The 22430-nt window shown below is 71.7% G+C and carries 20 protein-coding genes; 19 read left to right on the top strand and 1 reads right to left on the bottom strand.

The genetic code is table 11. The annotated features are described in order from the left end of the window. The 13 genes from ACFTZC_RS33855 to nusB all read left to right on the top strand — a co-directional run bounded on the left by ACFTZC_RS33855 (nucleotide 1) and on the right by nusB (nucleotide 13284). Nucleotides 1-336, top strand: coding sequence for a DUF6167 family protein (locus ACFTZC_RS33855; RefSeq protein WP_365813217.1), 336 nt, complete (start codon nucleotides 1-3; stop codon nucleotides 334-336). Beyond that, nucleotides 336-3005 (top strand): alanine--tRNA ligase, encoded by a 2670-nt coding sequence (alaS, locus tag ACFTZC_RS33850; RefSeq protein ID WP_382896291.1) that lies wholly within the window; start codon nucleotides 336-338, stop codon nucleotides 3003-3005. The genes ACFTZC_RS33855 and alaS overlap by 1 nt, the downstream gene beginning before the upstream one ends. Before the next feature lie 14 nt (nucleotides 3006-3019). Then, nucleotides 3020-3493 carry a Holliday junction resolvase RuvX gene (gene ruvX, locus ACFTZC_RS33845; protein WP_382896289.1) on the top strand — a complete coding sequence of 158 codons (474 nt, stop codon included), beginning with the start codon at nucleotides 3020-3022 and terminating at the stop codon, nucleotides 3491-3493. A 122-nt stretch (nucleotides 3494-3615) separates the two neighbouring features. Next, nucleotides 3616-5427, top strand: coding sequence for an endolytic transglycosylase MltG (mltG, locus tag ACFTZC_RS33840; protein WP_382896287.1), 1812 nt, complete (start codon nucleotides 3616-3618; stop codon nucleotides 5425-5427). After that, complete coding sequence (locus ACFTZC_RS33835) at nucleotides 5427-6251, top strand: shikimate dehydrogenase (RefSeq protein ID WP_382896285.1); 825 nt, start codon at nucleotides 5427-5429, stop codon at nucleotides 6249-6251. The genes mltG and ACFTZC_RS33835 overlap by 1 nt, the downstream gene beginning before the upstream one ends. A gap of 157 nt (nucleotides 6252-6408) precedes the next feature. Beyond that, entirely contained in the window at nucleotides 6409-7593 is a 1185-nt protein-coding gene (gene aroC / locus ACFTZC_RS33830; protein WP_365813208.1) for a chorismate synthase, read from the top strand. Continuing rightward, the gene (locus ACFTZC_RS33825; protein WP_382896283.1) at nucleotides 7590-8165 is read left to right on the top strand and encodes a shikimate kinase; all 576 of its coding nucleotides are present in this window, start codon (nucleotides 7590-7592) and stop codon (nucleotides 8163-8165) included. Before aroC ends, ACFTZC_RS33825 begins: the two co-directional genes overlap by 4 nt. Further along, nucleotides 8162-9256 carry a 3-dehydroquinate synthase gene (gene aroB / locus ACFTZC_RS33820; RefSeq protein WP_382896281.1) on the top strand — a complete coding sequence of 365 codons (1095 nt, stop codon included), beginning with the start codon at nucleotides 8162-8164 and terminating at the stop codon, nucleotides 9254-9256. The genes ACFTZC_RS33825 and aroB overlap by 4 nt, the downstream gene beginning before the upstream one ends. Further along, entirely contained in the window at nucleotides 9253-9693 is a 441-nt protein-coding gene (gene aroQ / locus ACFTZC_RS33815) for a type II 3-dehydroquinate dehydratase (protein WP_382896280.1), read from the top strand. Before aroB ends, aroQ begins: the two co-directional genes overlap by 4 nt. Nucleotides 9694-9845: 152 nt before the next feature. Then, complete coding sequence (locus ACFTZC_RS33810) at nucleotides 9846-10928, top strand: AAA family ATPase (protein ID WP_382896278.1); 1083 nt, start codon at nucleotides 9846-9848, stop codon at nucleotides 10926-10928. Nucleotides 10929-11032: 104 nt separating this feature from the next. Then, nucleotides 11033-12145, top strand: a complete 1113-nt coding sequence (locus ACFTZC_RS33805) for an aminopeptidase P family protein (protein ID WP_382896277.1) — start codon at nucleotides 11033-11035, stop codon at nucleotides 12143-12145. A gap of 141 nt (nucleotides 12146-12286) precedes the next feature. Further along, nucleotides 12287-12853: an elongation factor P gene (gene efp, locus ACFTZC_RS33800; protein WP_382896276.1), complete on the top strand. Its 567-nt coding sequence runs from the start codon at nucleotides 12287-12289 to the stop codon at nucleotides 12851-12853. A gap of 2 nt (nucleotides 12854-12855) precedes the next feature. Continuing rightward, nucleotides 12856-13284 carry a transcription antitermination factor NusB gene (nusB, locus tag ACFTZC_RS33795; protein ID WP_365813196.1) on the top strand — a complete coding sequence of 143 codons (429 nt, stop codon included), beginning with the start codon at nucleotides 12856-12858 and terminating at the stop codon, nucleotides 13282-13284. 226 nt (nucleotides 13285-13510) lie between these two features. Here the strand turns inward: nusB and bldD are convergent, their stop codons facing one another. Continuing rightward, nucleotides 13511-14011, bottom strand: coding sequence for a transcriptional regulator BldD (gene bldD, locus ACFTZC_RS33790; RefSeq protein WP_329828429.1), 501 nt, complete (start codon nucleotides 14009-14011; stop codon nucleotides 13511-13513). Between the two features lie 299 nt (nucleotides 14012-14310). On the opposite strand from bldD, the gene pyrR reads away from it, so the two are divergent. The 6 genes from pyrR to carB all read left to right on the top strand — a co-directional run bounded on the left by pyrR (nucleotide 14311) and on the right by carB (nucleotide 22427). Continuing rightward, the gene (pyrR, locus tag ACFTZC_RS33785; protein WP_382896274.1) at nucleotides 14311-14940 is read left to right on the top strand and encodes a bifunctional pyr operon transcriptional regulator/uracil phosphoribosyltransferase PyrR; all 630 of its coding nucleotides are present in this window, start codon (nucleotides 14311-14313) and stop codon (nucleotides 14938-14940) included. 94 nt (nucleotides 14941-15034) lie between these two features. Next, nucleotides 15035-16072, top strand: a complete 1038-nt coding sequence (locus tag ACFTZC_RS33780) for an aspartate carbamoyltransferase catalytic subunit (protein ID WP_382896272.1) — start codon at nucleotides 15035-15037, stop codon at nucleotides 16070-16072. Between the two features lie 2 nt (nucleotides 16073-16074). Continuing rightward, nucleotides 16075-17361 (top strand): dihydroorotase, encoded by a 1287-nt coding sequence (locus tag ACFTZC_RS33775; protein ID WP_382896270.1) that lies wholly within the window; start codon nucleotides 16075-16077, stop codon nucleotides 17359-17361. Continuing rightward, nucleotides 17358-17990: a hypothetical protein gene (locus tag ACFTZC_RS33770; RefSeq protein ID WP_382896268.1), complete on the top strand. Its 633-nt coding sequence runs from the start codon at nucleotides 17358-17360 to the stop codon at nucleotides 17988-17990. The genes ACFTZC_RS33775 and ACFTZC_RS33770 overlap by 4 nt, the downstream gene beginning before the upstream one ends. Continuing rightward, nucleotides 17987-19123, top strand: a complete 1137-nt coding sequence (gene carA / locus ACFTZC_RS33765) for a glutamine-hydrolyzing carbamoyl-phosphate synthase small subunit (RefSeq protein WP_382896266.1) — start codon at nucleotides 17987-17989, stop codon at nucleotides 19121-19123. The genes ACFTZC_RS33770 and carA overlap by 4 nt, the downstream gene beginning before the upstream one ends. Beyond that, complete coding sequence (gene carB, locus ACFTZC_RS33760; RefSeq protein ID WP_382896264.1) at nucleotides 19116-22427, top strand: carbamoyl-phosphate synthase large subunit; 3312 nt, start codon at nucleotides 19116-19118, stop codon at nucleotides 22425-22427. The genes carA and carB overlap by 8 nt, the downstream gene beginning before the upstream one ends. Nucleotides 22428-22430: the final 3 nt, after the last annotated feature.

The raw sequence follows: 22430 nt of genomic DNA, 5'->3' as shown, positions 1-22430 counted from the left end.
ATGTTCCGCCGTACGTTCTGGTTCACCGCGGGCGCCGCAGCCGGCGTCTGGGCCACCGCCAAGGTCAACCGCAAGCTCAAGCAGCTCACCCCGGAGAGCCTCGCCGCCCAGGCGGCGAACAAGGCGATCGACGCCGGGCACAAGGTCAGGGAGTTCGCCGTCGACGTACGCTCCGGAATGGTGCGGCGCGAGGCCGAGCTCGGTGAGGCACTGGGCCTGGACGCACCGGCGGACCACGCGCTGCCCGCCCCGCGCAGGCTCGCCGCGATCGAGCACCCCCGCAGGACCACGACCACGCACTCCTACAACCCGCACAACCGGAATGAGGACCACTGATGGAGTCGGCTGAAATTCGTCGCCGCTGGCTGAGCTTCTTCGAGGAGCGCGGTCACACCGTCGTCCCTTCGGCGTCGCTCATCGCGGACGACCCGACTCTGCTGCTGGTCCCGGCGGGCATGGTGCCCTTCAAGCCGTACTTCCTCGGCGAGGTCAAGCCTTCGTTCGACCGGGCCACCAGCGTGCAGAAGTGCGTCCGTACCCCGGACATCGAAGAGGTCGGCAAGACCACCCGGCACGGCACGTTCTTCCAGATGTGCGGCAACTTCTCCTTCGGCGACTACTTCAAGGAAGGCGCCATCACCTACGCCTGGGAGCTGCTGACCAGCTCCGTGGCGGACGGCGGCTACGGACTGGACCCGGAGCGCCTGTGGGTCACCGTCTACCTCGACGACGACGAGGCCGAGCAGATCTGGCGCGAGAAGATCGGCGTCCCCGCCGAGCGCATCCAGCGCCTCGGCAAGAAGGACAACTACTGGTCCATGGGCGTGCCGGGCCCCTGCGGCCCCTGCTCGGAGATCAACTACGACCGGGGCCCCGAGTTCGGCGTCGAGGGCGGCCCCGCCGTCAACGACGAGCGTTACGTGGAGATCTGGAACCTGGTCTTCATGCAGTACGAGCGCGGCGCCGGCGAGGGCAAGGAGGACTTCCCGATCCTCGGTGAGCTGCCCTCCAAGAACATCGACACCGGTCTCGGCCTCGAACGCCTCGCCATGATCCTCCAGGACGTACAGAACATGTACGAGACGGACACGCTCCGGGTCGTCATGGACAAGGCCACCGAGCTGACCGGCGTGCGCTACGGCGCCGAGCACGGCTCGGACGTCTCGCTGCGCGTGGTCGCCGACCACATCCGTACGTCCACGATGCTCATCGGCGACGGCGTCACCCCGGGCAACGAGGGGCGCGGCTACGTCCTGCGCCGCATCATGCGCCGCGCCATCCGCAACATGCGCCTGCTCGGCGCCACGGAGCCGGTCGTCGCCGCCCTGGTCGACGTGGTCATCAGGACCATGGGCGAGCAGTACCCGGAGCTGGAGACCGACCGCAAGCGCATCGAGACCGTCGCCCTCGCCGAGGAGGCCGCCTTCCTCAAGGCCCTCAAGGGCGGCACGAACATCCTCGACACCGCCGTCACCGAGACCAAGGCCGCCGGTGGCCAGGTGCTCTCCGGCGACAAGGCGTTCCTGCTCCACGACACCTGGGGCTTCCCCATCGACCTCACCCTGGAGATGGCCTCGGAACAGGGCCTCTCCGTGGACGAGGAGGGCTTCCGGCGGCTCATGAAGGAGCAGCGGGAGCGGGCCAAGGCCGACGCCAAGGCCAAGAAGTCCGGCCACGCCGACCTCTCCGCCTACCGCTCGGTCGCGGACGCCGGCGGCTCCACCGAGTTCACCGGCTACACCGCCACCGAGGGCGAGTCGACCGTGGTCGGCCTGCTCGTCGACGGAGTGCCCTCGCCCGCCGCCACCGAGGGCGACGACGTCGAGATCGTCCTCGACCGCACGCCCTTCTACGCCGAGGGCGGCGGCCAGCTCGCCGACCAGGGCCGGATCCGGCTCGACAGCGGCGCCGTCGTCCAGATCCGCGACGTCCAGCAGCCGGTCCCCGGTGTCTCCGTACACAAGGGAACGGTGCAGGTCGGCGAGGTGACGGTGGGCGCCTCCGCGTACGCCGCCATCGATCTGAACCGCCGCCGTGCCATCGCCAGGGCCCACAGCGCCACCCACCTCACCCACCAGGCGCTGCGCGACGCCCTCGGCCCGACGGCCGCCCAGGCCGGTTCGGAGAACTCCCCGGGCCGCTTCCGCTTCGACTTCGGCTCGCCCGCCGCCGTACCCGGCACGGTGCTCCTCGACGTCGAGCAGAAGATCAACGAGGTGCTCGCCCGGGAGCTGGACGTCCAGGCCGAGGTCATGTCGATCGACGAGGCCAAGAAGCAGGGCGCCATCGCCGAGTTCGGCGAGAAGTACGGCGAGCGGGTCCGGGTCGTCACCATCGGGGACTTCTCCAAGGAGCTGTGCGGCGGCACGCACGTCCACAACACCGCCCAGCTCGGCCTGGTGAAGCTGCTCGGCGAGTCGTCGATCGGCTCCGGGGTGCGGCGTATCGAGGCCCTGGTCGGGGTGGACGCCTACAACTTCCTCGCCAGGGAGCACAGCGTCGTCGCCCAGCTCCAGGAGCTGGTCAAGGGCCGCTCGGAGGAGCTCCCGGAGAAGATCGCCGGGATGCTCGGCAAGCTCAAGGACGCCGAGAAGGAGATCGAGAAGTTCCGCGCGGAGAAGGTGCTCGCCGCCGCCGCCGGACTGGCCGACTCCGCCCAGGACGTACGGGGCACGGCGCTGGTCACCGGGCAGGTCCCGGACGGCACCTCGGCCGACGACCTGCGGAAGCTCGTCCTCGACGTGCGCGGTCGCATCCGGGGCGACCGGCCGGTGGTCGTGGCGCTGTTCACCACGGCCGGCGGCCGCCCGCTGACGGTCATCGCCACCAACGAGGCCGCCCGCGAGCGCGGACTCAAGGCCGGTGACCTGGTGCGTACCGCCGCCAAGACCCTCGGCGGCGGAGGCGGCGGCAAGCCGGACGTCGCCCAGGGCGGTGGCCAGAACCCGGCGGCCATCGGGGACGCCGTCGCCGCCGTCGAGCGCCTCGTCGCCGAGACCGCCTGAGGGGCGGGCACCGCATGAGCGGTATGCGCAGAGGACGCCGGCTCGCGATCGACGTCGGGGACGCCCGCATCGGGGTCGCCTCGTGCGACCCCGACGGGATCCTCGCCACGCCGGTGGAGACCGTGCCGGGACGCGATGTCCCGGCCGCCCACCGGCGGCTGCGGCAGCTCGTCGAGGAGTACGAACCCGTCGAAGTGCTGGTCGGGCTGCCCCGCTCCCTCAACGGGGGAGAGGGGCCGGCCGCCGCGAAGGTGCGGGTGTTCGCCCAGGAGCTGGCGCGGGGCGTCACACCCGTGCCGGTACGACTGGTCGATGAGCGGATGAGCACAGTGACGGCCAGTCAAGGGCTGCGCGCTTCGGGCGTTAAGTCCAAGAAAGGGCGGTCCGTTATCGACCAAGTGGCGGCAGTTGTCATCCTCCAGAGCGCGCTGGAGGCCGAACGGGTATCAGGTAATCCTCCCGGCGAGAGCGTCGAAGTGGTCATCTGATCGCGGTACGGTAACGTTCCGCGCGATGCGGCGGTGTTCGAACAGCCACCGCACAGCAAAGAGGCGAAACGGACGCCGTGCCACTGCGGTCAGCGGTCACGCCTCGCGGCTCAAGGGGATCGATGACTGACTATGGCCGGGGCCCCGGCTCCGCACCGTGGCACCCTGGGGACCCCCTGTACGGGGACTCGGGGTGGGCGGCACAGCAGGCCACCGACGGCAGCGGCTCCTCCTACGGAGGGCAGCAGCAGTACCCGCAGCAGTCGCAGGCGCAGGCCCAGTACGGGGAGGCGCAGGACCCGTACCAGCAGCAGTACCAGCAGCAGCCGCAGCACCCTCAGTACCAGGGCGGGCAGCCCGAGTACGGTGCTCAGCAGTACGGCGGCCAGCAGTACGGCACGCAGCAGCAGCCGCAGTACCAGGAGCAGCCCCAGCAGCCGCAGCAGGGGCCGTACGGAGGCCAGCAGCACCCGCAGCACCACCCCCAGCAGCAGTACGCCGATCCGCAGTACAACGACCCGCAGTACAACGGCGGTTGGGACAACGGCCAGCAGGCCGCGATGCCGTACGGGGCCACCGCCCCGGCCCCCTACGCGGGCGAGCACGGCAACTACGCCGAGAACCACGACTACTACGGCACCTCCGACGCCTACCCGCCCCCGCAGCCCCCCGGCCGCCGGCAGCCCGACCCGGAGCCCGAGGCCGAACCCGGTCCGGCCGAGGCCGACGCGGACACGCCGGAGAAGGAGACACACCCCTTCTTCACCGGTGGGGGCGGCGACGGGGACGACGACGGCGGCGAGGGCCGCGGTGGCGAGGGCCGCGAGCGCCGCGGCAAGACGAAGAAGAAAAAGAAGAGCCGCAACGGCACGGCCTGCCTGGTCGTCGCCGTGGTCTTCATCGGCGGCGCCGGCGGTATCGGCTATGTCGGCTACCAGTTCTGGGAGAGCAAATTCGGGCCGCCGCCGGACTTCGCGGGTGCGGGCTCCGGCGATATCGAGGTGGAAATCCCGTCGGGGGCCGGCGGATATGAGATCGGCGCCATTCTGGTCAAGAACGGCGTGGTGAAAAGCCAGCGCGCCTTCGTCGCCGCACAGAAGCAGAACCCCAAGGGCAATACGATCCAGGCGGGCGTCTACATTCTCGGCAAGGAGATGTCGGCGCGGAACGCGGTCACGAAGATGCTCAGCCCGAGCAGCCGGAACGCGCTGATCTTCCCCGAGGGCAAGCGCAACGAATTCGTCTACGAGCAGATCGACAAACGGCTCGGGCTCAAGAAGGGCGAGACGGCGGCCGTTGCCAAGGCGCAGGCGAAGAACCTGGGTCTCCCGAAATGGGCCAACGACAGCAGGGATATAAAGGATCCGCTGGAGGGCTTCCTCTTCCCGGCGAGCTACCCGGTCGCGAAGGGGACGAAGCCGGAGACCGTCCTCAAGAAGATGGTCGCCCGCGCCAAGGTCGAATACGAGAAGCAGAACCTCGAAGCCGAGGCGAAGAAGCTGAAGCTGAAGTCGCCGCTCCAGCTGATCACCATCGCGAGCCTCGTCCAGGCGGAGGGCAAGTACAAGCACGACTTCGACAAGGTCGCCCGGGTCGTCTACAACCGGCTGGAGCCGGAGAACACCGAGACCGTCGGCCGTCTGGAGTTCGACTCGACCGTCAACTACATCAAGAGCCAGAGCAGGCTGGATCTCGGCGCGGTCGACGACCTGCGCAGGATCAAGGACCCGTACAACACGTACGACATCAAGGGACTGCCGCCCGGTCCCATCGGCAACCCGGGCGCCGACGCCCTGCACTCGGCGATCAACCCGGCGGACGGTCCCTGGTACTACTTCGTCTCGGTCACCTCGGACAAGACGCTCTTCGCCGTCACCAACGAGGAGCACGAGGCGAACCGCCAGGAGTACGAGAGGGAAAGCAAGAAACAGTGATGCCAGAACGGCGGGCGGCGGTCCTCGGATCGCCCATCGCTCATTCCCTTTCCCCGGCGCTGCACCGCGCCGCGTACGCGGAGCTCGGCCTGGGCCGGTGGTCGTACGGCCGGTTCGAGGTGGACGAGGCGGGGCTCCCCGGATTCCTCGAAGAGGTGCGGGGCGACCCCTCCTGGGCGGGGCTGTCGCTGACCATGCCGCTCAAGCGGGCCGTCATCCCGCTGCTGGACGAGATCACCGCCACCGCGGCCTCGGTCGAGGCGGTCAACACGGTCGTCCTCGGCGAGGACGGCCGGCGTACCGGCGACAACACGGACATCCCCGGCATGATCGCCGCGCTCCGCGAGCGCGGCGTGGAGAAGGTGGAGTCGGCGGCGATCCTCGGGGCGGGCGCGACCGCCTCGTCCGCGCTCGCGGCCCTCGCCGTGGTCTGCGCCGGCCCCGTCACCGCGTACGTGCGCAGCGAGGCCCGCGCCACCGAGATGCGTGGCTGGGGCGAGCGGCTCGGGGTCGATGTCCGGATCGCCGACTGGGCGGAGGCCGACGGCGCGCTGAGCGCGCCGCTGGTGATCGCCACCACCCCGGCCGGCACCGCCGACGTGCTGGCCGACGCGGTCCCGGGGGCGCCGGGCACCCTCTTCGACGTGCTGTACGAGCCGTGGCCGACCCCGCTCGCGGCGGCCTGGTCCGGGCGCGGCGGAGCCCTCGTGAGCGGGCTCGACCTGCTGGTCCACCAGGCGGCGCTCCAGGTGGAACTGATGACGGGCCGCTCGCCCGCGCCGCTCGACGTGATGCGCGAGGCCGGCATCGCGGCGCTCGGCTGACCCGTACGGGGTCCGACCTGTCGGACGGGGTGGTCCGGTCCGCGGACCGCTGCCCGCGGCCGGTCCCCGCCGTGGGAGAATCGGACAAGGCGGGCCAGGGACGCGCACCCGGTCGCGCCGTTGTCGTTTCGGGCGCGCGCGAGTATGAGGAGCACCGTTGAGCAGGTTGCGCTGGCTGACCGCGGGGGAGTCCCACGGACCCGCACTCGTGGCGACGCTGGAGGGTCTTCCCGCCGGTGTGCCCATCACCACGGAGATGGTGGCGGACCACCTGGCCCGGCGCCGCCTCGGCTACGGCCGCGGTGCTCGGATGAAGTTCGAGCGGGACGAGGTCACCTTCCTCGGGGGGGTACGGCACGGCCTGACGATGGGCTCGCCCGTCGCGATCATGGTGGGCAACACCGAGTGGCCCAAGTGGGAACAGGTCATGTCGGCCGATCCGGTCGACCCCGCGGAGCTGGCCCAGCTCGCGCGCAACGCCCCGCTGACCCGGCCCAGGCCCGGTCACGCGGATCTCGCGGGCATGCAGAAGTACGGCTTCGACGAGGCCCGTCCCGTACTGGAGCGCGCCAGCGCCCGGGAGACGGCCGCGCGGGTGGCGCTCGGCGCCGTGGCGCGCTCGTACCTGAAGGAGACGGCCGGGATCGAGATCGTCTCCCATGTCGTCGAGCTGGCCGCGGCGAAGGCCCCGTACGGGGTCTACCCGGAGCCGTCCGACGTGGCGAGGCTCGACGCCGACCCGGTGCGCTGTCTGGACGCCGACGCGAGCAAGGCGATGGTCGCGGAGATCGACCAGGCCCACAAGGACGGCGACACCCTCGGCGGGGTCGTCGAGGTGCTGGCGTACGGCGTGCCGGTCGGACTCGGTTCGCACGTCCACTGGGACCGCAGGCTCGACGCCCGGCTCGCCGCCGCGCTCATGGGCATCCAGGCCATCAAGGGCGTCGAGGTCGGCGACGGCTTCGGGCTGGCCCGGGTGCCGGGCTCGAAGGCGCACGACGAGATCGTCCCGACCGCCGACGGCATCCGGCGCGCCTCCGGCCGCTCGGGCGGCACCGAGGGCGGGCTGACCACCGGTGAGCTGCTGCGCGTACGGGCCGCGATGAAGCCCATCGCCACCGTGCCGCGCGCGCTGGCCACCGTCGACGTGGCCACCGGCGAGGTGACCAGCGCCCACCACCAGCGCTCCGACGTGTGCGCCGTGCCGGCCGCGGGCATCGTCGCCGAGGCCATGGTCGCGCTGACCCTCGCCGACGCGGTCGCGGAGAAGTTCGGCGGCGACAGCGTCACGGAGACGCGCCGCAACGTCGACTCGTACCTCGACAACCTGCGGATCCGATGAGCGCCCCGGATCCGGCGAACGGGCCGGTGGTCGTCCTCGTCGGCCCCATGGGCGTCGGCAAGTCGACGGTCGGCGAACTGCTCGCCGCGCGGCTCGGCACGGCCTTCCGGGACAGCGACGCCGACATCGTCGCCGCCCAGGGACGCTCCATCGCGGAGATCTTCGTGGACGACGGCGAGTCGCACTTCCGCGAGCTGGAGCGGGCGGCGGTACGGCGGGCGCTCGCCGAGCACCCCGGCGTCCTCGCACTCGGCGGCGGCGCGGTCCTCGACGCCGCCACCCGCGCGGAGCTGACCGGGCTGCCCGTCGTCTACCTCTCGATGGAGGTCGCCGAGGCGGCCCGGCGGACGGGGCTGAACACGGCGCGCCCGCTGCTGGCCGTCAACCCCCGCCAGCAGTGGAAGAAGCTGATGGAGGGGCGCCGCCACCTGTACACGGAGGTGGCCCGGGTCTGTGTCGCCACCGACGACCGCGCGCCCGAAGAGGTCGTGGACGCCGTCCTCGACGCGCTGGAGCTCACCCCTCCTCCGGCGGAAGAGCTCAGGATCCCCGGCAAGGAGAACCCCGTATGACGGACCAGGCAGTCACCCGTATCCAGGTCGGCGGCACCGCGGGGCACGACCCGTACGAGGTGCTGGTCGGCCGGCAGCTCCTGGGCGAGCTGCCCGGGCTGATCGGGCCGCGGGTCCGGCGGATCGCCGTCATCCACCCCGAGGCGCTGGCGGGCACCGGTGAGGCGCTCCGGGCGGACCTCGCCGAGCAGGGGTACGAGGCCGTCGCGATCCAGGTGCCGAACGCCGAGGAGGCGAAGACCGCCGAGGTCGCCGCGTACTGCTGGAAGGCGCTCGGCCAGACCGGCTTCACCCGCAGCGATGTGATCATCGGCGTGGGTGGCGGCGCCACCACCGACCTGGCCGGGTTCGTCGCCGCGACGTGGCTGCGCGGGGTGCGCTGGATCGCCGTACCGACGACCGTGCTCGCCATGGTCGACGCGGCCGTGGGCGGCAAGACCGGCATCAACACCGCCGAGGGCAAGAACCTCGTCGGCGCCTTCCACCCGCCCGCCGGGGTGCTCTGCGACCTCGCCGCGCTGGACTCCCTCGGGGTCCACGACTACGTCAGCGGCATGGCGGAGATCATCAAGGCGGGGTTCATCGCGGACCCGGCCATCCTGGAGCTGGTCGAGGCCGACCCGGAGGGCGCCCGTACGCCGTCGGGGCCGCACACCGCCGAGCTGATCGAGCGGTCGATCCGGGTCAAGGCAGAGGTCGTCTCCAACGACCTCAAGGAGTCCGGTCTCCGGGAGATCCTCAACTACGGCCACACCCTGGCGCACGCCATCGAGAAGAACGAGCGCTACAAGTGGCGGCACGGCGCGGCCGTCTCCGTCGGCATGGTCTTCGCCGCCGAACTGGGCCGGCTGGCCGGCCGGCTCGACGACGCGACCGCCGACCGGCACCGCGCCGTCCTGGAGTCCGTCGGCCTCCCGCTGACCTACCGCGGCGACCAGTGGCCCAAGCTGCTGGAGACGATGAAGGTCGACAAGAAGTCCCGCGGCGACCTGCTGCGCTTCATCGTGCTCGACGGCCTCGGCAAGCCGACCGTGCTGGAGGGCCCGGACCCGGCGGTGCTGCTCGCGGCGTACGGGGAGGTGTCCGCGTGACCCGGCGGGTCCTCGTCCTCAACGGGCCCAACCTGGGACGCCTCGGCTCGCGCGAGCCCGACGTGTACGGGGCGACGTCGTACGCCGGACTGGTCGACGCCTGCCGCGACCTCGGCAAGGAGCTGGGGCTCGACGTCGACGTACGGGAGACGAACGACGAGGGGGAGCTGATCCGCTGGCTCCACGAGGCCGCGGACGGCGCCCTGCCGGTCGTCCTCAACCCCGGCGCGTTCACCCACTACTCGTACGCGATGCGGGACGCGGCGGCGCAGCGCACGGCGCCGCTGATCGAGGTGCACATCTCGAACCCGTACGCGCGCGAGGAGTTCCGCCACACCTCGGTCGTCGCGGCCGTCGCCAGCGGTACGGTCGCGGGCTTCGGTATCGGCTCGTACCGGCTCGCGCTGCGCGCTCTCGCCGACGAACTGACGAGCTGACCGCCTGACGGGACGGGCCGGGGTGCGCGGGCGCCGCCGCCCGCGCACCCCGGCCGTTCCCACGGCGGCGGCCGGGGGCGGTACCGTTCGGTGGCGCGGCCCCGCCGGGCCCCGCAGACCAGCGTCAGTCGTACGAGACGGAGTGGCACCGGATGCAGCACTCAGTGGGGGTTCCGCTGCCGCCTCCCCAGGGACCAGGGCGGGGCACCGGGGGATGGCCGCCGCAGGCACCCGCCGCGCACCAGGCCCACGGCACGTACCCGGCACAGGGCCCGCAGGGGCCACACCAGGCGCAGGGGTCGCACGGGCCGCAGGGTCCACATGGACTGCACCAGGCCCATGGTGCGCAGCAGGCGCAGGGATCTCACCCGGCGCAGGGGCCGCACCAGCCTCCCGGGCGCCCTCAGTCCTCGGGGCCGCAGGGGCCGCCCGGGCCGCAAGGGCCCCCCGCGCCCCCCGGCGCGCAGGGACGGCCGCCTCAGCCCCCTCAGGCCCCGATCCCCGGCCAGCACCCGGGACCGCCTCCCGGGTCCGCACAGGGGTACGGACACGGCCCCGTGCCGCCGCCCGGCCCGGGGACCGGGCCGCCGCCCCCGGACGTCACCGGGCATGTCCAGCTGCCGCCCGGCGGACCCGTGCCGATCCCCGCCGCGCCGCCGGCCGACAGCGGCACGGGCACCGCGACCCTCGCGGTCCTGCTCATCGGGCCCGCGGGCGCGGGCAAGACGACCGTCGCCCGGCACTGGGCGAGCAGCCGCCGGGTGCCCACCGCGCACATCAGCCTGGACGACGTACGCGAATGGGTCTGCGCGGGCTTCGCCGACCCGCAGTCCGGCTGGAACGACCACTCCGAGGCGCAGTACCGGCTGGCCCGCCGCACCTGCGGCTTCGCCGCGCGCAACTTCCTCGCCAACGGCATCTCCTGCATCCTCGACGACGCGGTCTTCCCGGACCGCCCGGTCGTCGGGCTCGGCGGCTGGAAGCGCCATGTCGGCCCCGGACTGCTCCCGGTGGTCCTGCTCCCCGGCCTGGAGATCGTGCTGGAGCGCAACGCCGAGCGCAGCGGCAACCGCCGGCTGGCGGACGAGGAGGTCGCGGGCATCCACGGCCGGATGGCCGGCTGGTACGGCTCGGGGCTGCCCATCATCGACAACTCCAAGTACGACGTGGAGACCACCGCCCGGGTCCTGGACGACGTCCTGGCCCGCGCGCTGGCCTCGCCGCCGAGCTGGTAGCCGCCCCCCGGGGCCGCCGCGGGGGCTCCCTCGACGGCCCCGGGGGTTCCCCGGTCGGACGCGCTGAACCGGCCGGGTGAGGTGCACACTCGTACGATCGGGTCATGTCAGACGTGCATGCGGTCCGCCGCGCGCGGCTGCGTGACCGGTACGCCGCCGCGGGCAACGACGCGGCGCTGGTCTCCCGGCCCGCCAACGTCCGCTACCTCGCGGGCGGGGCGCCGCCCGGCGCCGTACTGCTGCTCGGCCCGGAGGACAACGACACGCTGCTCTGCCCGCCCGCCCCGGGTCACGGGGGCGAGGACGGGCACGCACCGGTCGACGAACAGCTGCGCCGCACCGCCGTACCGGCCGGCGGCGACCCCGCCGTGGCCGCCGCGGGCCTCCTCACCCCGTCCGCCGCGGGCAGGCTCGCTGTCGAGGAGCACCACCTCACCGTCGCCCGGCACCGGGCGATCGGCGCCGTCGCGCCCGCCCTGCGCCTCACGGACCTCGGCTGCGCCGTCGAGCAGCAGCGGATCGTGAAGGACGAGGAGGAGATCGCCTGTCTGCGGATCGCCGCCGAGATCGCCGACCACGCGCTGGGGGAGCTGCTGGAGTCGATCCTGGTGGGCCGCACGGAGCGGCATCTCGCGCTGGAGCTGGAGCGGCGGCTCGTCGACCACGGTGCCGACGGTCCCGCCTTCCCGACCGTGGTGGCCACCGGGCCGCACTCGGGCCGTCCCGGGCACCGCCCCTCGGACCGGCGGGTGGAGGAGGGAGATTTCCTCTCCGTCGGCCTCGGCGCCGACTACCGCGGATACCGGTGTCTCATCGGCCGTACGTTCGTCATCGGGACCTCCCCGGCCGACTGGCAGATCGAGCTGTACGAGCTGGTCTTCGCGGCACAACGGGCAGGTCGGGAGGGGCTGGTGCCCGGCGCGGGCTACCGCGACGTGGACCGCGCGACGCGGTATCCGCTGGAGGCCGCCGGGCACGGCGAGGGGCTCGCACCCCGTACGGGACACGGTGTCGGACTCGAAATCGACGAGGACCCGCAGCTCGCTCCCGCGGCCATGGGTAAACTGGATGTTCGTGTGCCGGTCACCGTCGGACCGGGGGTCCACCTCCCGGGCCGGGGCGGTGTCCGGATCGATGACACGCTCGTCGTCCGCCCCGAGGCGGACGGCGGACCCGAGCTACTCACCATCACGACCAAGGAGCTGCTCGCGCTTTAGCGCCGCGACCTGCAATGTCTGCCCCGAAGGCAGAGCTTGCAGGGTGGGGCGCTGGTGCCGCTGGCCGGCGATGTCCGCCCGCCGGGGCGGCGCGCGGCCCCCGGTCGTCCACCTGCTTTCAGTCCAGGAGATTCCGCAACCGTGGCTTCCACGAACGACCTCAAGAACGGCCTGGTGCTCAAGCTCGACGGAGGCCAGCTCTGGTCCGTCGTCGAGTTCCAGCACGTCAAGCCCGGCAAGGGCCCGGCCTTTGTGCGCACCAAGCTGAAGAACGTGCTCTCCGGCAAGGTCGTCGACAAGACCTTCAACGCCGGCGTGAAGGTCGAGGTGGCCATTGTCGACCGCCGCGACATGCAGTTCTCGTACATGGACGGCGAGTACTTCGTCTTCATGGACATGAGCACGTACGACCAGCTCATGATCGACCGCAAGTCGGTCGGCGACGCGGCGAACTTCCTGATCGAGGGCTTCACCGCCACGGTCGCCACGCACGAGGGCGAGGTGCTCTACGTCGAGCTGCCCGCCGCGGTCGAGCTGGTCATCAAGCACACCGACCCGGGCGTCCAGGGCGACCGCTCCACCGGCGGCACCAAGCCGGCGACGCTGGAGACCGATTACGAGATCGGTGTCCCGCTCTTCATCACCACCGGCGAGAAGATCAAGGTCGACACCCGTACGGGCGACTACCTCGGCCGGGTGAACAGCTAACCGTGGCTGCCAGGAGCAATGCCCGTAAGCGCGCGTTCCAGATCCTCTTCGAGGCCGATCAGCGCGGTACGTCCGTACAGAACGTTCTCGCGGACTGGATCAGGCACTCCCGCTCCGACGACCGGCAGCCGCCCGTCAGCGAGTTCACCATGGAACTGGTCGAGGGATACGCGGAGCACGTGGCCCGTATCGACGAGCTCATCGGCACCTACGCCGTGGACTGGGACCTCGACCGGATGCCGGTCGCCGACCGCAACATCGTGCGCCTCGGCACGTACGAACTGATCTGGCTGGACGGCACCCCGGACGCGGTGGCGATCGACGAGGCGGTCCAGCTCGCCAAGGAGTTCTCCACCGACGAGTCCCCGGCGTTCGTGAACGGCCTCCTCAGCCGCTTCAAGGACCTCAAGCCGAGTCTGCGCCGCGCCTGAGCGGCGGTCCGCCCTCACGCGCCGGACGGGATCAGCCAGCCCGCCCGGTACGTGAGGGCGCACGTGTGTCCGGACCCGTGCGGGCCTGCCGTCCGGGCGGGGAACGTCGGCCGGGCGCCGGGCGCCGGACGCGCCGATGGGCGGTCCCGTACGTGCGTACGGGACCGCCCATCGGACTATGGAGGGGACGTTTCTGCCGATCTGCGGGCCGGGCCCGCGGAAGCGGTCAGCTCTCGTCGTGCGCGACCGCGCGCCGCGCGTCCGCGTCCAGCACGCCCCAGCTGATGAGCTGCTCGGTCAGGACCGACGGCGACTGGTCGTAGATGACGGCGAGGGTGCGCAGGTCGTCCTGGCGGATCGACAGCACCTTGCCGTTGTAGTCGCCCCGCTGGCTCTGGATCGTCGCCGCGTACCGCTGGAGCGGGCCGGCCTTCTCCTGCGGCACGTGGGCCAGGCGCTCCAGGTCGAGAACGAGCTTCGGCGGCGGCTCGGCGGCACCGCCGGGCGTCGTGCCGGGAAGAAGCTCCTGGACCGGGACACCGTAGAAGTCCGCCAGCTCGGCGAGGCGCTGCACCGTGACGGCACGGTCTCCCCGCTCGTACGAACCCACCACCACGGCCTTCCAGCGGCCCTGGGACTTCTCCTCCACGCCGTGGAGAGAAAGGCCCTGCTGGGTGCGGATGGCGCGGAGTTTGGCCCCGAGCTGCTTTGCGTATTCGCTGGACATATAGCTCCCCGGACGCTGGAACATTGTGCGGCTCCGCCGCGTGGCTGGTAACTCACTGTGAGGTTACGCAGCGTTACTTGGATGCGTCAAGCCGGGGGCCTCGGACCGGGGTCCGTACCGGCCTCCGTACCGCCGTCCGTACCGCGCTCCGTACCGCCCACGGGCGGCTTTCCGCAGGGGGTGGTGCCGAATGTGCCGCGGACCCCCTGCTAGCCTGAGTGGCGTAATTTCAGCGGTATCGGCTATTCCGACGTCCTTTAAGGTCCGTCCCGTGAGGCGGAGAAGGAGGTCCGTTTTTTATGGACACCGGCAGTACCCCCAGCAGTGACACGCACGGCGACACGCGCAGTACGGACAGCACGGCCCCCGCAGGTTCGGCGCGCCCCGTTCTGGAGGCCCCCGACATCGCGCGGGTCCTGACCCGTATCGCCCACGAGATCGTCGAACGCGCCAAGGGCGCCGACGATGTCGTGCTCCTCGGCATTCCGACCCGCGGGGTCTTCCTGGCCCGCCGCCTCGCCGGAAAACTCGCCGAGATCACCGGCCGCACCATCCCGGTCGGCTCCCTCGACATCACCATGTACCGCGACGACCTGCGGCTGCGGCCCGCCCGCGCGCTGGCCCGCACCGACATCCCCGGGGACGGCGTCGACGGACGGCTGGTCGTCCTCGTCGACGACGTGCTCTTCTCCGGCCGGACGATCCGCGCCGCCCTCGACGCGCTCGGCGACATCGGCCGCCCGCGCGCCGTCCAGCTCGCGGTCCTGGTCGACCGCGGCCACCGCGAGCTGCCGATCCGCGCCGACTACGTCGGCAAGAACCTCCCCACCTCGCTGCGCGAGACGGTCAAGGTCCAGCTCGCCGAGGAGGACGGCCGCGACACCGTGCTGCTCGGCCTCCAGCGGCCCGCCGAGTCCGGCGAGCGGTAGCGGGCGCGGCCCGCCCCGTACGCCACCCATCCCGTACGGCTGCCTCCGCGCGCCCGCACGCGCGCACACCCCATCACACCGGAGCGCTCTTCCGATGCTGCGTCTTCCCGGGGCGAACCCCCGCACACCCGGCCACCTGATCTCTGCCGCCGACCTCAGCCGCGACGACGCCGTGCTGATCCTCGACACCGCCGAGGAGATGGCCCGGGTCGCCGACCGTCCCATCAAGAAACTGCCGACCCTGCGCGGCCGTACCGTCGTCAACCTCTTCTTCGAGGACTCGACCCGTACCCGGATCTCCTTCGAGGCCGCCGCCAAGCGGCTCTCCGCCGATGTGATCAACTTCTCGGCCAAGGGGTCGTCCGTCTCCAAGGGCGAGTCGCTCAAGGACACCGCGCTCACCCTGGAGGCGATGGGCGCCGACGCCGTCGTCATCCGGCACGGCGCCTCCGGTGCCCCGTACCGCCTCGCCACGTCCGGCTGGATCGACGGCGCGGTCGTCAACGCGGGCGACGGTACCCACGAACACCCGACCCAGGCCCTGCTGGACGCCTTCACGCTCCGCCGCAGGCTGGTCGGCGCGGACGCCGGGATCGGCCGCGACCTGGCCGGGCAGCGGGTCACCATCGTCGGCGACGTGCTGCACAGCCGCGTCGCCCGCTCCAACGTCCTGCTGCTGCACACGCTCGGCGCCCATGTCACCGTCGTCGCGCCGCCCACCCTCGTGCCCATCGGCGTCGAGCACTGGCCCTGCGAGGTCAGCTACGACCTGGACCGGGTGCTGCCCGCGTCCGACGCCGTGATGATGCTGCGGGTCCAGCGCGAACGGATGAACGCCGCCTTCTTCCCGACCGAACGCGAGTACTCCCGGCGCTACGGTCTGGACGGGGAGCGGATGGGCCGGATGCCCGGAACGTCCGTCGTCATGCACCCCGGGCCGATGAACCGCGGCATGGAGATCACCGCGGAGGTCGCCGACTCCGACCGCTGCACGGCGGTCGAGCAGGTCGCCAACGGCGTCTCCATCCGCATGGCCGTGCTCTACCTGCTGCTGGGCGGCAACGAGCCCGCCGTCACCACGTCCCGCCCGTCGTCCGAGCCGTCCCGCCCGTCACCCGAGGAGAACAAGTAACCATGAGCAAGATCCTTATCCGGGGCGCGCAGGTGCTCGGCGGCGACATCCAGGACGTACTGATCGACGGCGAGGTCGTCGCGGCCGTGGGCACCGGCCTGGACGCCGGTGACGCCACCGTCGTGGAGGCCGCAGGGCAGATCCTGCTCCCCGGCCTGGTCGACCTCCACACCCATCTGCGCGAGCCCGGCCGCGAGGACTCCGAGACCGTCCTGACCGGCACGAAGGCCGCCGCCGTCGGCGGCTTCACCGCCGTCCACGCCATGGCCAACACCTTCCCCGTCGCCGACACGGCCGGCGTCGTCGAGCAGGTCTGGCGGCTCGGCAAGGAGTCCGGCTACTGCGACGTGCAGCCCGTCGGCGCCGTCACCGTCGGCCTGGAGGGCAAGCACCTCGCCGAGCTGGGCGCCATGCACGACTCCGCCGCGGGCGTCCGGGTCTTCTCCGACGACGGCAAGTGCGTCGACGACGCGGTGATCATGCGCAGGGCGCTGGAGTACGTGAAGGCGTTCGACGGAGTCATCGCCCAGCACGCCCAGGAACCGCGGCTCACCGAGGGCGCCCAGATGAACGAGGGCGTCGTCTCCGCGGAGCTGGGGCTCGGCGGCTGGCCCGCCGTCGCCGAGGAGTCGATCATCGCGCGCGACGTCCTGCTCGCCGCGCACGTCGGCTCCCGCGTGCACATCTGCCACCTCTCCACCGCCGGCTCCGTCGAACTGGTCCGCTGGGCGAAGTCCAAGGGGTGGAACGTCACCGCCGAGGTCACCCCGCACCACCTCCTCCTCACCGACGAGCTCGTACGGTCGTACAACCCCGTCTACAAGGTGAACCCGCCGCTGCGCACCGAGGCCGACGTCCTCGCCCTGCGCGCGGCCCTCGCGGACGGCACGATCGACTGCGTCGCCACCGACCACGCGCCCCACCCGCACGAGGACAAGGACTGCGAGTGGGCCGCGGCGGCCATGGGCATGGTCGGTCTGGAGACCGCCCTGTCGGTGGTCCAGGAGACGATGGTCGAGACCGGGCTGCTGGACTGGGCGGGCGTCGCCGACCGGATGTCGTTCCGCCCGGCGCGCATCGGCCGTCTCGAAGGCCACGGCCGGCCCGTCTCGGCAGGCGAGCCCGCCAACCTGACCCTGGTGGATCCGGCATACCGTGGAGCCGTGGACCCCGCGGGCTTCGCCTCGCGCAGCCGTAACACCCCCTACGAGGGGCGTGAGCTGCCGGGACGTGTGACCCACACCTTCCTGCGGGGCCGGGCCACGGTCGTCGACGGGAATCTGGCGTGACAACTGCGAACCTTCTCCTCCCCCTGGCCGCCGAGCAGAAGTCGGCGGACGTGACCGACTGGGCCGCCCGCATCGGCTGGGTGGCCGGTCTGCTGCTCTTCGTCGCCTTCGTGTACTGGCTGATGCGCCAGGGCTGGAAGTGGCGCGGCAGCCTCCAGTCCGACCTGCCCGGGCTCCCCACCGCCCCGGACGACCCCGGTACGGCACGGCTGACCATGGCGGGCCGCTACCACGGCTCCACGACCGCCGGGCAGTGGCTCGACCGGATCGTCGCCCACGGGCTCGGTGCCCGCAGCCGCGTGGAGCTGACGCTCACGGACGCGGGGCTCGACGTCGTACGACCCGGCGCCAACGACTTCTTCATCCCGGCGGAGCGGCTGCGCGGGGCTCGGCTCGACAAGGGCATCGCGGGCAAGGTCCTCGCCGAGGGCGGGCTGCTGATCGTCACCTGGGAGCACGGCGAGCGGCTGATCGACTCCGGCTTCCGCTCCGACCGGTCCGCCGAACACACGGCCTGGGTCGACGCCATGAACTCCATGGACGAGCTCATCACGGCGAACCCGTCCGGCACGGCGCGCGAGAGCGCCACCACGCACCACACCAGCACTACGGAAGGCCCCGCACGATGACCACCTCCATCCGGGGAACCGGCCGCGTTCCCGCCGTACTCGTCCTGGAGGACGGCCGCAGCTTCCGCGGCCGCGCCTACGGGGCCGTGGGGGAGACCTTCGGCGAGGCCGTCTTCTCCACCGGCATGACCGGCTACCAGGAGACCCTCACCGACCCCTCGTACCACCGCCAGGTCGTGGTGATGACGGCCCCGCACATCGGCAACACGGGCGTCAACGACGAGGACCCCGAGTCCCGGCGGATCTGGGTCTCCGGCTACGTCGTACGGGACCCCGCGCGCACCCCGTCCAACTGGCGCTCGCGCCGCTCCCTCGACGACGAACTGGTCGCCCAGGGCGTCGTCGGCATCAGCGGCGTCGACACCCGCGCCCTCACCCGCCACCTCCGCGAGCGCGGCGCCATGCGCGTCGGCATCTTCTCCGGGGAGTCCCTGGCGGACGAGGCGGCGCTGCTCGCCCGGGTCCGGCAGGCCCCCGAGATGACCGGCGCCGACCTCTCCGCCGAGGTCGCCACCGAGCAGCCGTACGTCGTCCCCGCCATCGGCGAGAAGCGCTTCACCGTCGCCGCGCTCGACCTCGGCATCAAGGGCATGACCCCGCACCGGATGGCCGAGCGCGGCATCGAGGTGCACGTCCTGCCCGCCACCGCCACGCTGGACGAGGTGTACGCGACCCGCCCCGACGGGGTCTTCCTCTCCAACGGGCCCGGCGACCCGGCCACCGCCGACCTCACCGTCGTCCGGGGCGTGCTGGAGCGCGGCACACCGCTCTTCGGGATCTGCTTCGGGAACCAGCTCCTCGGCCGCGCGCTCGGTTTCGGCACGTACAAGCTGAAGTACGGCCACCGGGGCATCAACCAGCCCGTACAGGACCGCACCACGGGCAAGGTCGAGGTCACCGCGCACAACCACGGCTTCGCCGTCGACGCCCCGCTCGACCGCGTCTCCGACACCCCCTACGGCCGCGCCGAGGTCTCGCACGTCTGCCTCAACGACAACGTCGTCGAAGGACTCAGGCTGCTCGACGGGCCCGTCTTCAGCGTCCAGTACCACCCCGAGGCGGCCGCGGGCCCGCACGACGCCGCGTACCTGTTCGACCGCTTCACACAGCTCATGGAGGGCCAGCGTGCCTAAGCGCACCGATATCCAGTCCGTCCTGGTCATCGGTTCAGGACCGATCGTCATCGGCCAGGCCGCTGAGTTCGACTACTCCGGAACCCAGGCCTGCCGCGTCCTCAGGGCAGAGGGGCTGCGGGTCATCCTGGTCAACTCCAACCCCGCCACGATCATGACGGACCCGGAGATCGCCGACGCCACGTACGTCGAGCCGATCACCCCCGAGTACGTCGAGAAGATCATCGCGAAGGAGCGCCCCGACGCGCTGCTCCCCACCCTCGGCGGCCAGACCGCCCTGAACACCGCCATCGCGCTGCACGGCGCGGGCACCCTCGACAAGTACGGCGTCGAACTGATCGGCGCCAACGTCGAGGCCATCAACAAGGGCGAGGACCGCGACCTCTTCAAGGACGTCGTCAGGGCCGTCCACGCCAAGATCGGCCACGGCGAGTCCGCCCGCTCGGTCATCTGCCACTCCATGGACGACGTCCTCGCCGGCGTCGACACGCTCGGTGGCTACCCCGTCGTCGTCCGCCCCTCCTTCACCATGGGCGGCGCCGGCTCCGGCTTCGCCCACAACGAGGAGGACCTGCGCCGGATCGCCGGACAGGGCCTGATGCTCTCGCCGACCACCGAGGTGCTCCTGGAGGAGTCCATCCTCGGCTGGAAGGAGTACGAGCTGGAGCTGATGCGCGACAAGCACGACAACGTCGTGGTCGTCTGCTCCATCGAGAACTTCGACCCCATGGGCGTGCACACCGGCGACTCGATCACCGTCGCCCCCGCGATGACGCTCACCGACCGCGAGTACCAGATCCTGCGGGACGTCGGCATCGCCGTGATCCGCGAGGTCGGCGTCGACACCGGCGGCTGCAACATCCAGTTCGCGGTCAACCCCGAGGACGGCCGCGTCATCGTCATCGAGATGAACCCGCGCGTCTCCCGCTCCTCCGCGCTCGCCTCCAAGGCCACCGGTTTCCCGATCGCCAAGATCGCCGCCCGGCTCGCCGTCGGCTACACGCTGGACGAGATCCCCAACGACATCACCGAGAAGACCCCGGCGTCCTTCGAGCCCACGCTCGACTACGTCGTCGTCAAGGTGCCGCGGTTCGCCTTCGAGAAGTTCCCGGCCGCCGACGCCAGCCTCACCACCACCATGAAGTCCGTCGGCGAGGCCATGGCCATCGGCCGCAACTTCACCGAGGCCCTCCAGAAGGCGCTGCGCTCCCTGGAGAAGGCCGGCAGCCAGTTCTCCTTCACCGGGGAACCCGGTGATCGTACGGAGCTGCTGGAGACCGCCGGGATCCCCACCGACGGCCGGATCAACACCGTCATGCGCGCCATCAGGGCCGGAGCCACCCCCGAGGAGGTCTTCGACGCCACGAAGATCGACCCGTGGTTCGTCGACCAGCTCTTCCTGATCAAGGAGTACGCGGACGAGCTGGCCGCCGCCGAGCGGCTCGACGCCGGCCTGCTCGCCGAGGCCAAGCGGCACGGCTTCTCCGACGCCCAGATCGCCGCGATCCGCGGGCTGCGCGAGGACGTCGTCCGCGAGGTCAGGCACGCCCTCGGCGTACGCCCCGTCTACAAGACGGTCGACACCTGCGCCGCCGAGTTCGCCGCGAAGACCCCGTACTTCTACTCCTCGTACGACGAGGAGAGCGAGGTCGCGCCGCGCGAGAAGCCCGCCGTGATCATCCTCGGCTCCGGCCCCAACCGGATCGGCCAGGGCATCGAGTTCGACTACTCCTGCGTCCACGCCTCCTTCGCCCTGAGCGACGCCGGGTACGAGACCGTGATGGTCAACTGCAACCCGGAGACCGTCTCCACCGACTACGACACCTCCGACCGGCTCTACTTCGAGCCGCTCACCCTGGAGGACGTCCTGGAGATCGTCCACGCCGAGACCCTGGCGGGGCCGGTCGCGGGCGTCGTCGTCCAGCTCGGCGGCCAGACCCCGCTCGGCCTCGCGCAGGCCCTCAAGGACAACGGCGTGCCCGTCGTCGGCACCTCCCCCGAGGCGATCCACGCCGCCGAGGACCGGGGCGCCTTCGGCCGGGTCCTCGCCGAGGCCGGCCTGCCCGCGCCCAAGCACGGCACCGCCACCACCTTCGCCGAGGCCAAGGCGATCGCGGACGAGATCGGCTACCCGGTCCTCGTCCGGCCCTCGTACGTCCTCGGCGGACGCGGCATGGAGATCGTGTACGACGAGACCAGGCTCTCCGCGTACATCGCCGAGTCCACCGAGATCAGTCCCACCCGCCCCGTCCTGGTGGACCGTTTCCTCGACGACGCCATCGAGATCGACGTCGACGCGCTCTACGACGGTACGGAGCTGTACCTCGGCGGCGTCATGGAGCACATCGAGGAGGCCGGCATCCACTCCGGCGACTCGGCGTGCGCCCTGCCGCCCATCACGCTCGGCGGCTTCGACATCAAGCGGCTGCGCGCCTCCACGGAGGCCATCGCCCGCGGTGTCGGCGTGCGCGGACTGATCAACATCCAGTTCGCGATGGCCGGCGACATCCTCTACGTCCTGGAGGCCAACCCGCGCGCCTCCCGCACCGTCCCCTTCACCTCGAAGGCGACCGCCGTACCGCTCGCGAAGGCCGCCGCCCGGATCTCCCTCGGCGCCACCGTCGCGGAGCTGCGTACGGAGGGGCTGCTGCCCGCGCAGGGCGACGGCGGCACGCTGCCGCTCGACGCGCCGATCTCCGTCAAGGAGGCCGTGATGCCCTGGTCGCGCTTCCGCGACATCCACGGCCGCGGCGTCGACACCGTCCTCGGCCCGGAGATGCGCTCCACCGGCGAGGTCATGGGCATCGACTCCGCCTTCGGCACGGCGTACGCCAAGTCGCAGGCCGGGGCGTACGGCCCGCTGCCCGTCAAGGGCCGCGCCTTCATCTCCGTCGCCAACCGCGACAAGCGCTCGATGATCTTCCCGGCGCGCGAGCTGGTCGCCCACGGCTTCGAGCTGCTGGCCACCTCCGGCACCGCCGAGGTCCTCAGGCGCAACGGCATCAACGCCACCGTCGTACGCAAACAGAGCGAGGGCGAGGGCCCGGCCGGCGAGAAGACCGTCGTCCAGCTCATCCACGACGGGGACGTCGACCTCATCGTCAACACCCCGTACGGCACCGGCGGCCGGCTCGACGGCTACGAGATCCGCACGGCGGCCGTGGCGCGCGGCATCCCCTGCCTCACGACGGTCCAGGCGCTGGCCGCCGCCGTCCAGGGCATCGACGCGCTCAAGCACGGCGACGTCGGCGTCCGCTCCCTCCAGGAGCACGCGGAGCACCTCACCGCGGCGCGCCAGGACTGAATC

Source organism: Streptomyces sp. NPDC056987, assembly GCF_042673865.1.
Lineage (GTDB): Bacteria > Actinomycetota > Actinomycetes > Streptomycetales > Streptomycetaceae > Streptomyces.
This window is presented reverse-complemented; position numbering and strand designations above follow the sequence as displayed.

Bases quoted from the DNA above. Each gene is read 5' to 3' on its own strand.
- ACFTZC_RS33775 (WP_382896270.1), top strand. From the start codon at position 16,075: ATGAGCAAGATCCTTATCCGGGGCGCGCAGGTGCTCGGCGGCGACATC.
- ACFTZC_RS33855 (WP_365813217.1), top strand. From the start codon at position 1: ATGTTCCGCCGTACGTTCTGGTTCACCGCGGGCGCCGCAGCCGGCGTC.
- ACFTZC_RS33825 (WP_382896283.1), top strand. From the start codon at position 7,590: ATGAGCGCCCCGGATCCGGCGAACGGGCCGGTGGTCGTCCTCGTCGGC.
- carA (WP_382896266.1), top strand. From the start codon at position 17,987: ATGACCACCTCCATCCGGGGAACCGGCCGCGTTCCCGCCGTACTCGTC.
- alaS (WP_382896291.1), top strand. From the start codon at position 336: ATGGAGTCGGCTGAAATTCGTCGCCGCTGGCTGAGCTTCTTCGAGGAG.
- aroB (WP_382896281.1), top strand. From the start codon at position 8,162: ATGACGGACCAGGCAGTCACCCGTATCCAGGTCGGCGGCACCGCGGGG.
- ACFTZC_RS33780 (WP_382896272.1), top strand. From the start codon at position 15,035: ATGCTGCGTCTTCCCGGGGCGAACCCCCGCACACCCGGCCACCTGATC.
- bldD (WP_329828429.1), bottom strand. From the start codon at position 14,011: ATGTCCAGCGAATACGCAAAGCAGCTCGGGGCCAAACTCCGCGCCATC.
- mltG (WP_382896287.1), top strand. From the start codon at position 3,616: ATGACTGACTATGGCCGGGGCCCCGGCTCCGCACCGTGGCACCCTGGG.
- ACFTZC_RS33835 (WP_382896285.1), top strand. From the start codon at position 5,427: ATGCCAGAACGGCGGGCGGCGGTCCTCGGATCGCCCATCGCTCATTCC.
- ACFTZC_RS33810 (WP_382896278.1), top strand. From the start codon at position 9,846: ATGCAGCACTCAGTGGGGGTTCCGCTGCCGCCTCCCCAGGGACCAGGG.
- ruvX (WP_382896289.1), top strand. From the start codon at position 3,020: ATGAGCGGTATGCGCAGAGGACGCCGGCTCGCGATCGACGTCGGGGAC.
- ACFTZC_RS33805 (WP_382896277.1), top strand. From the start codon at position 11,033: ATGTCAGACGTGCATGCGGTCCGCCGCGCGCGGCTGCGTGACCGGTAC.
- pyrR (WP_382896274.1), top strand. From the start codon at position 14,311: ATGGACACCGGCAGTACCCCCAGCAGTGACACGCACGGCGACACGCGC.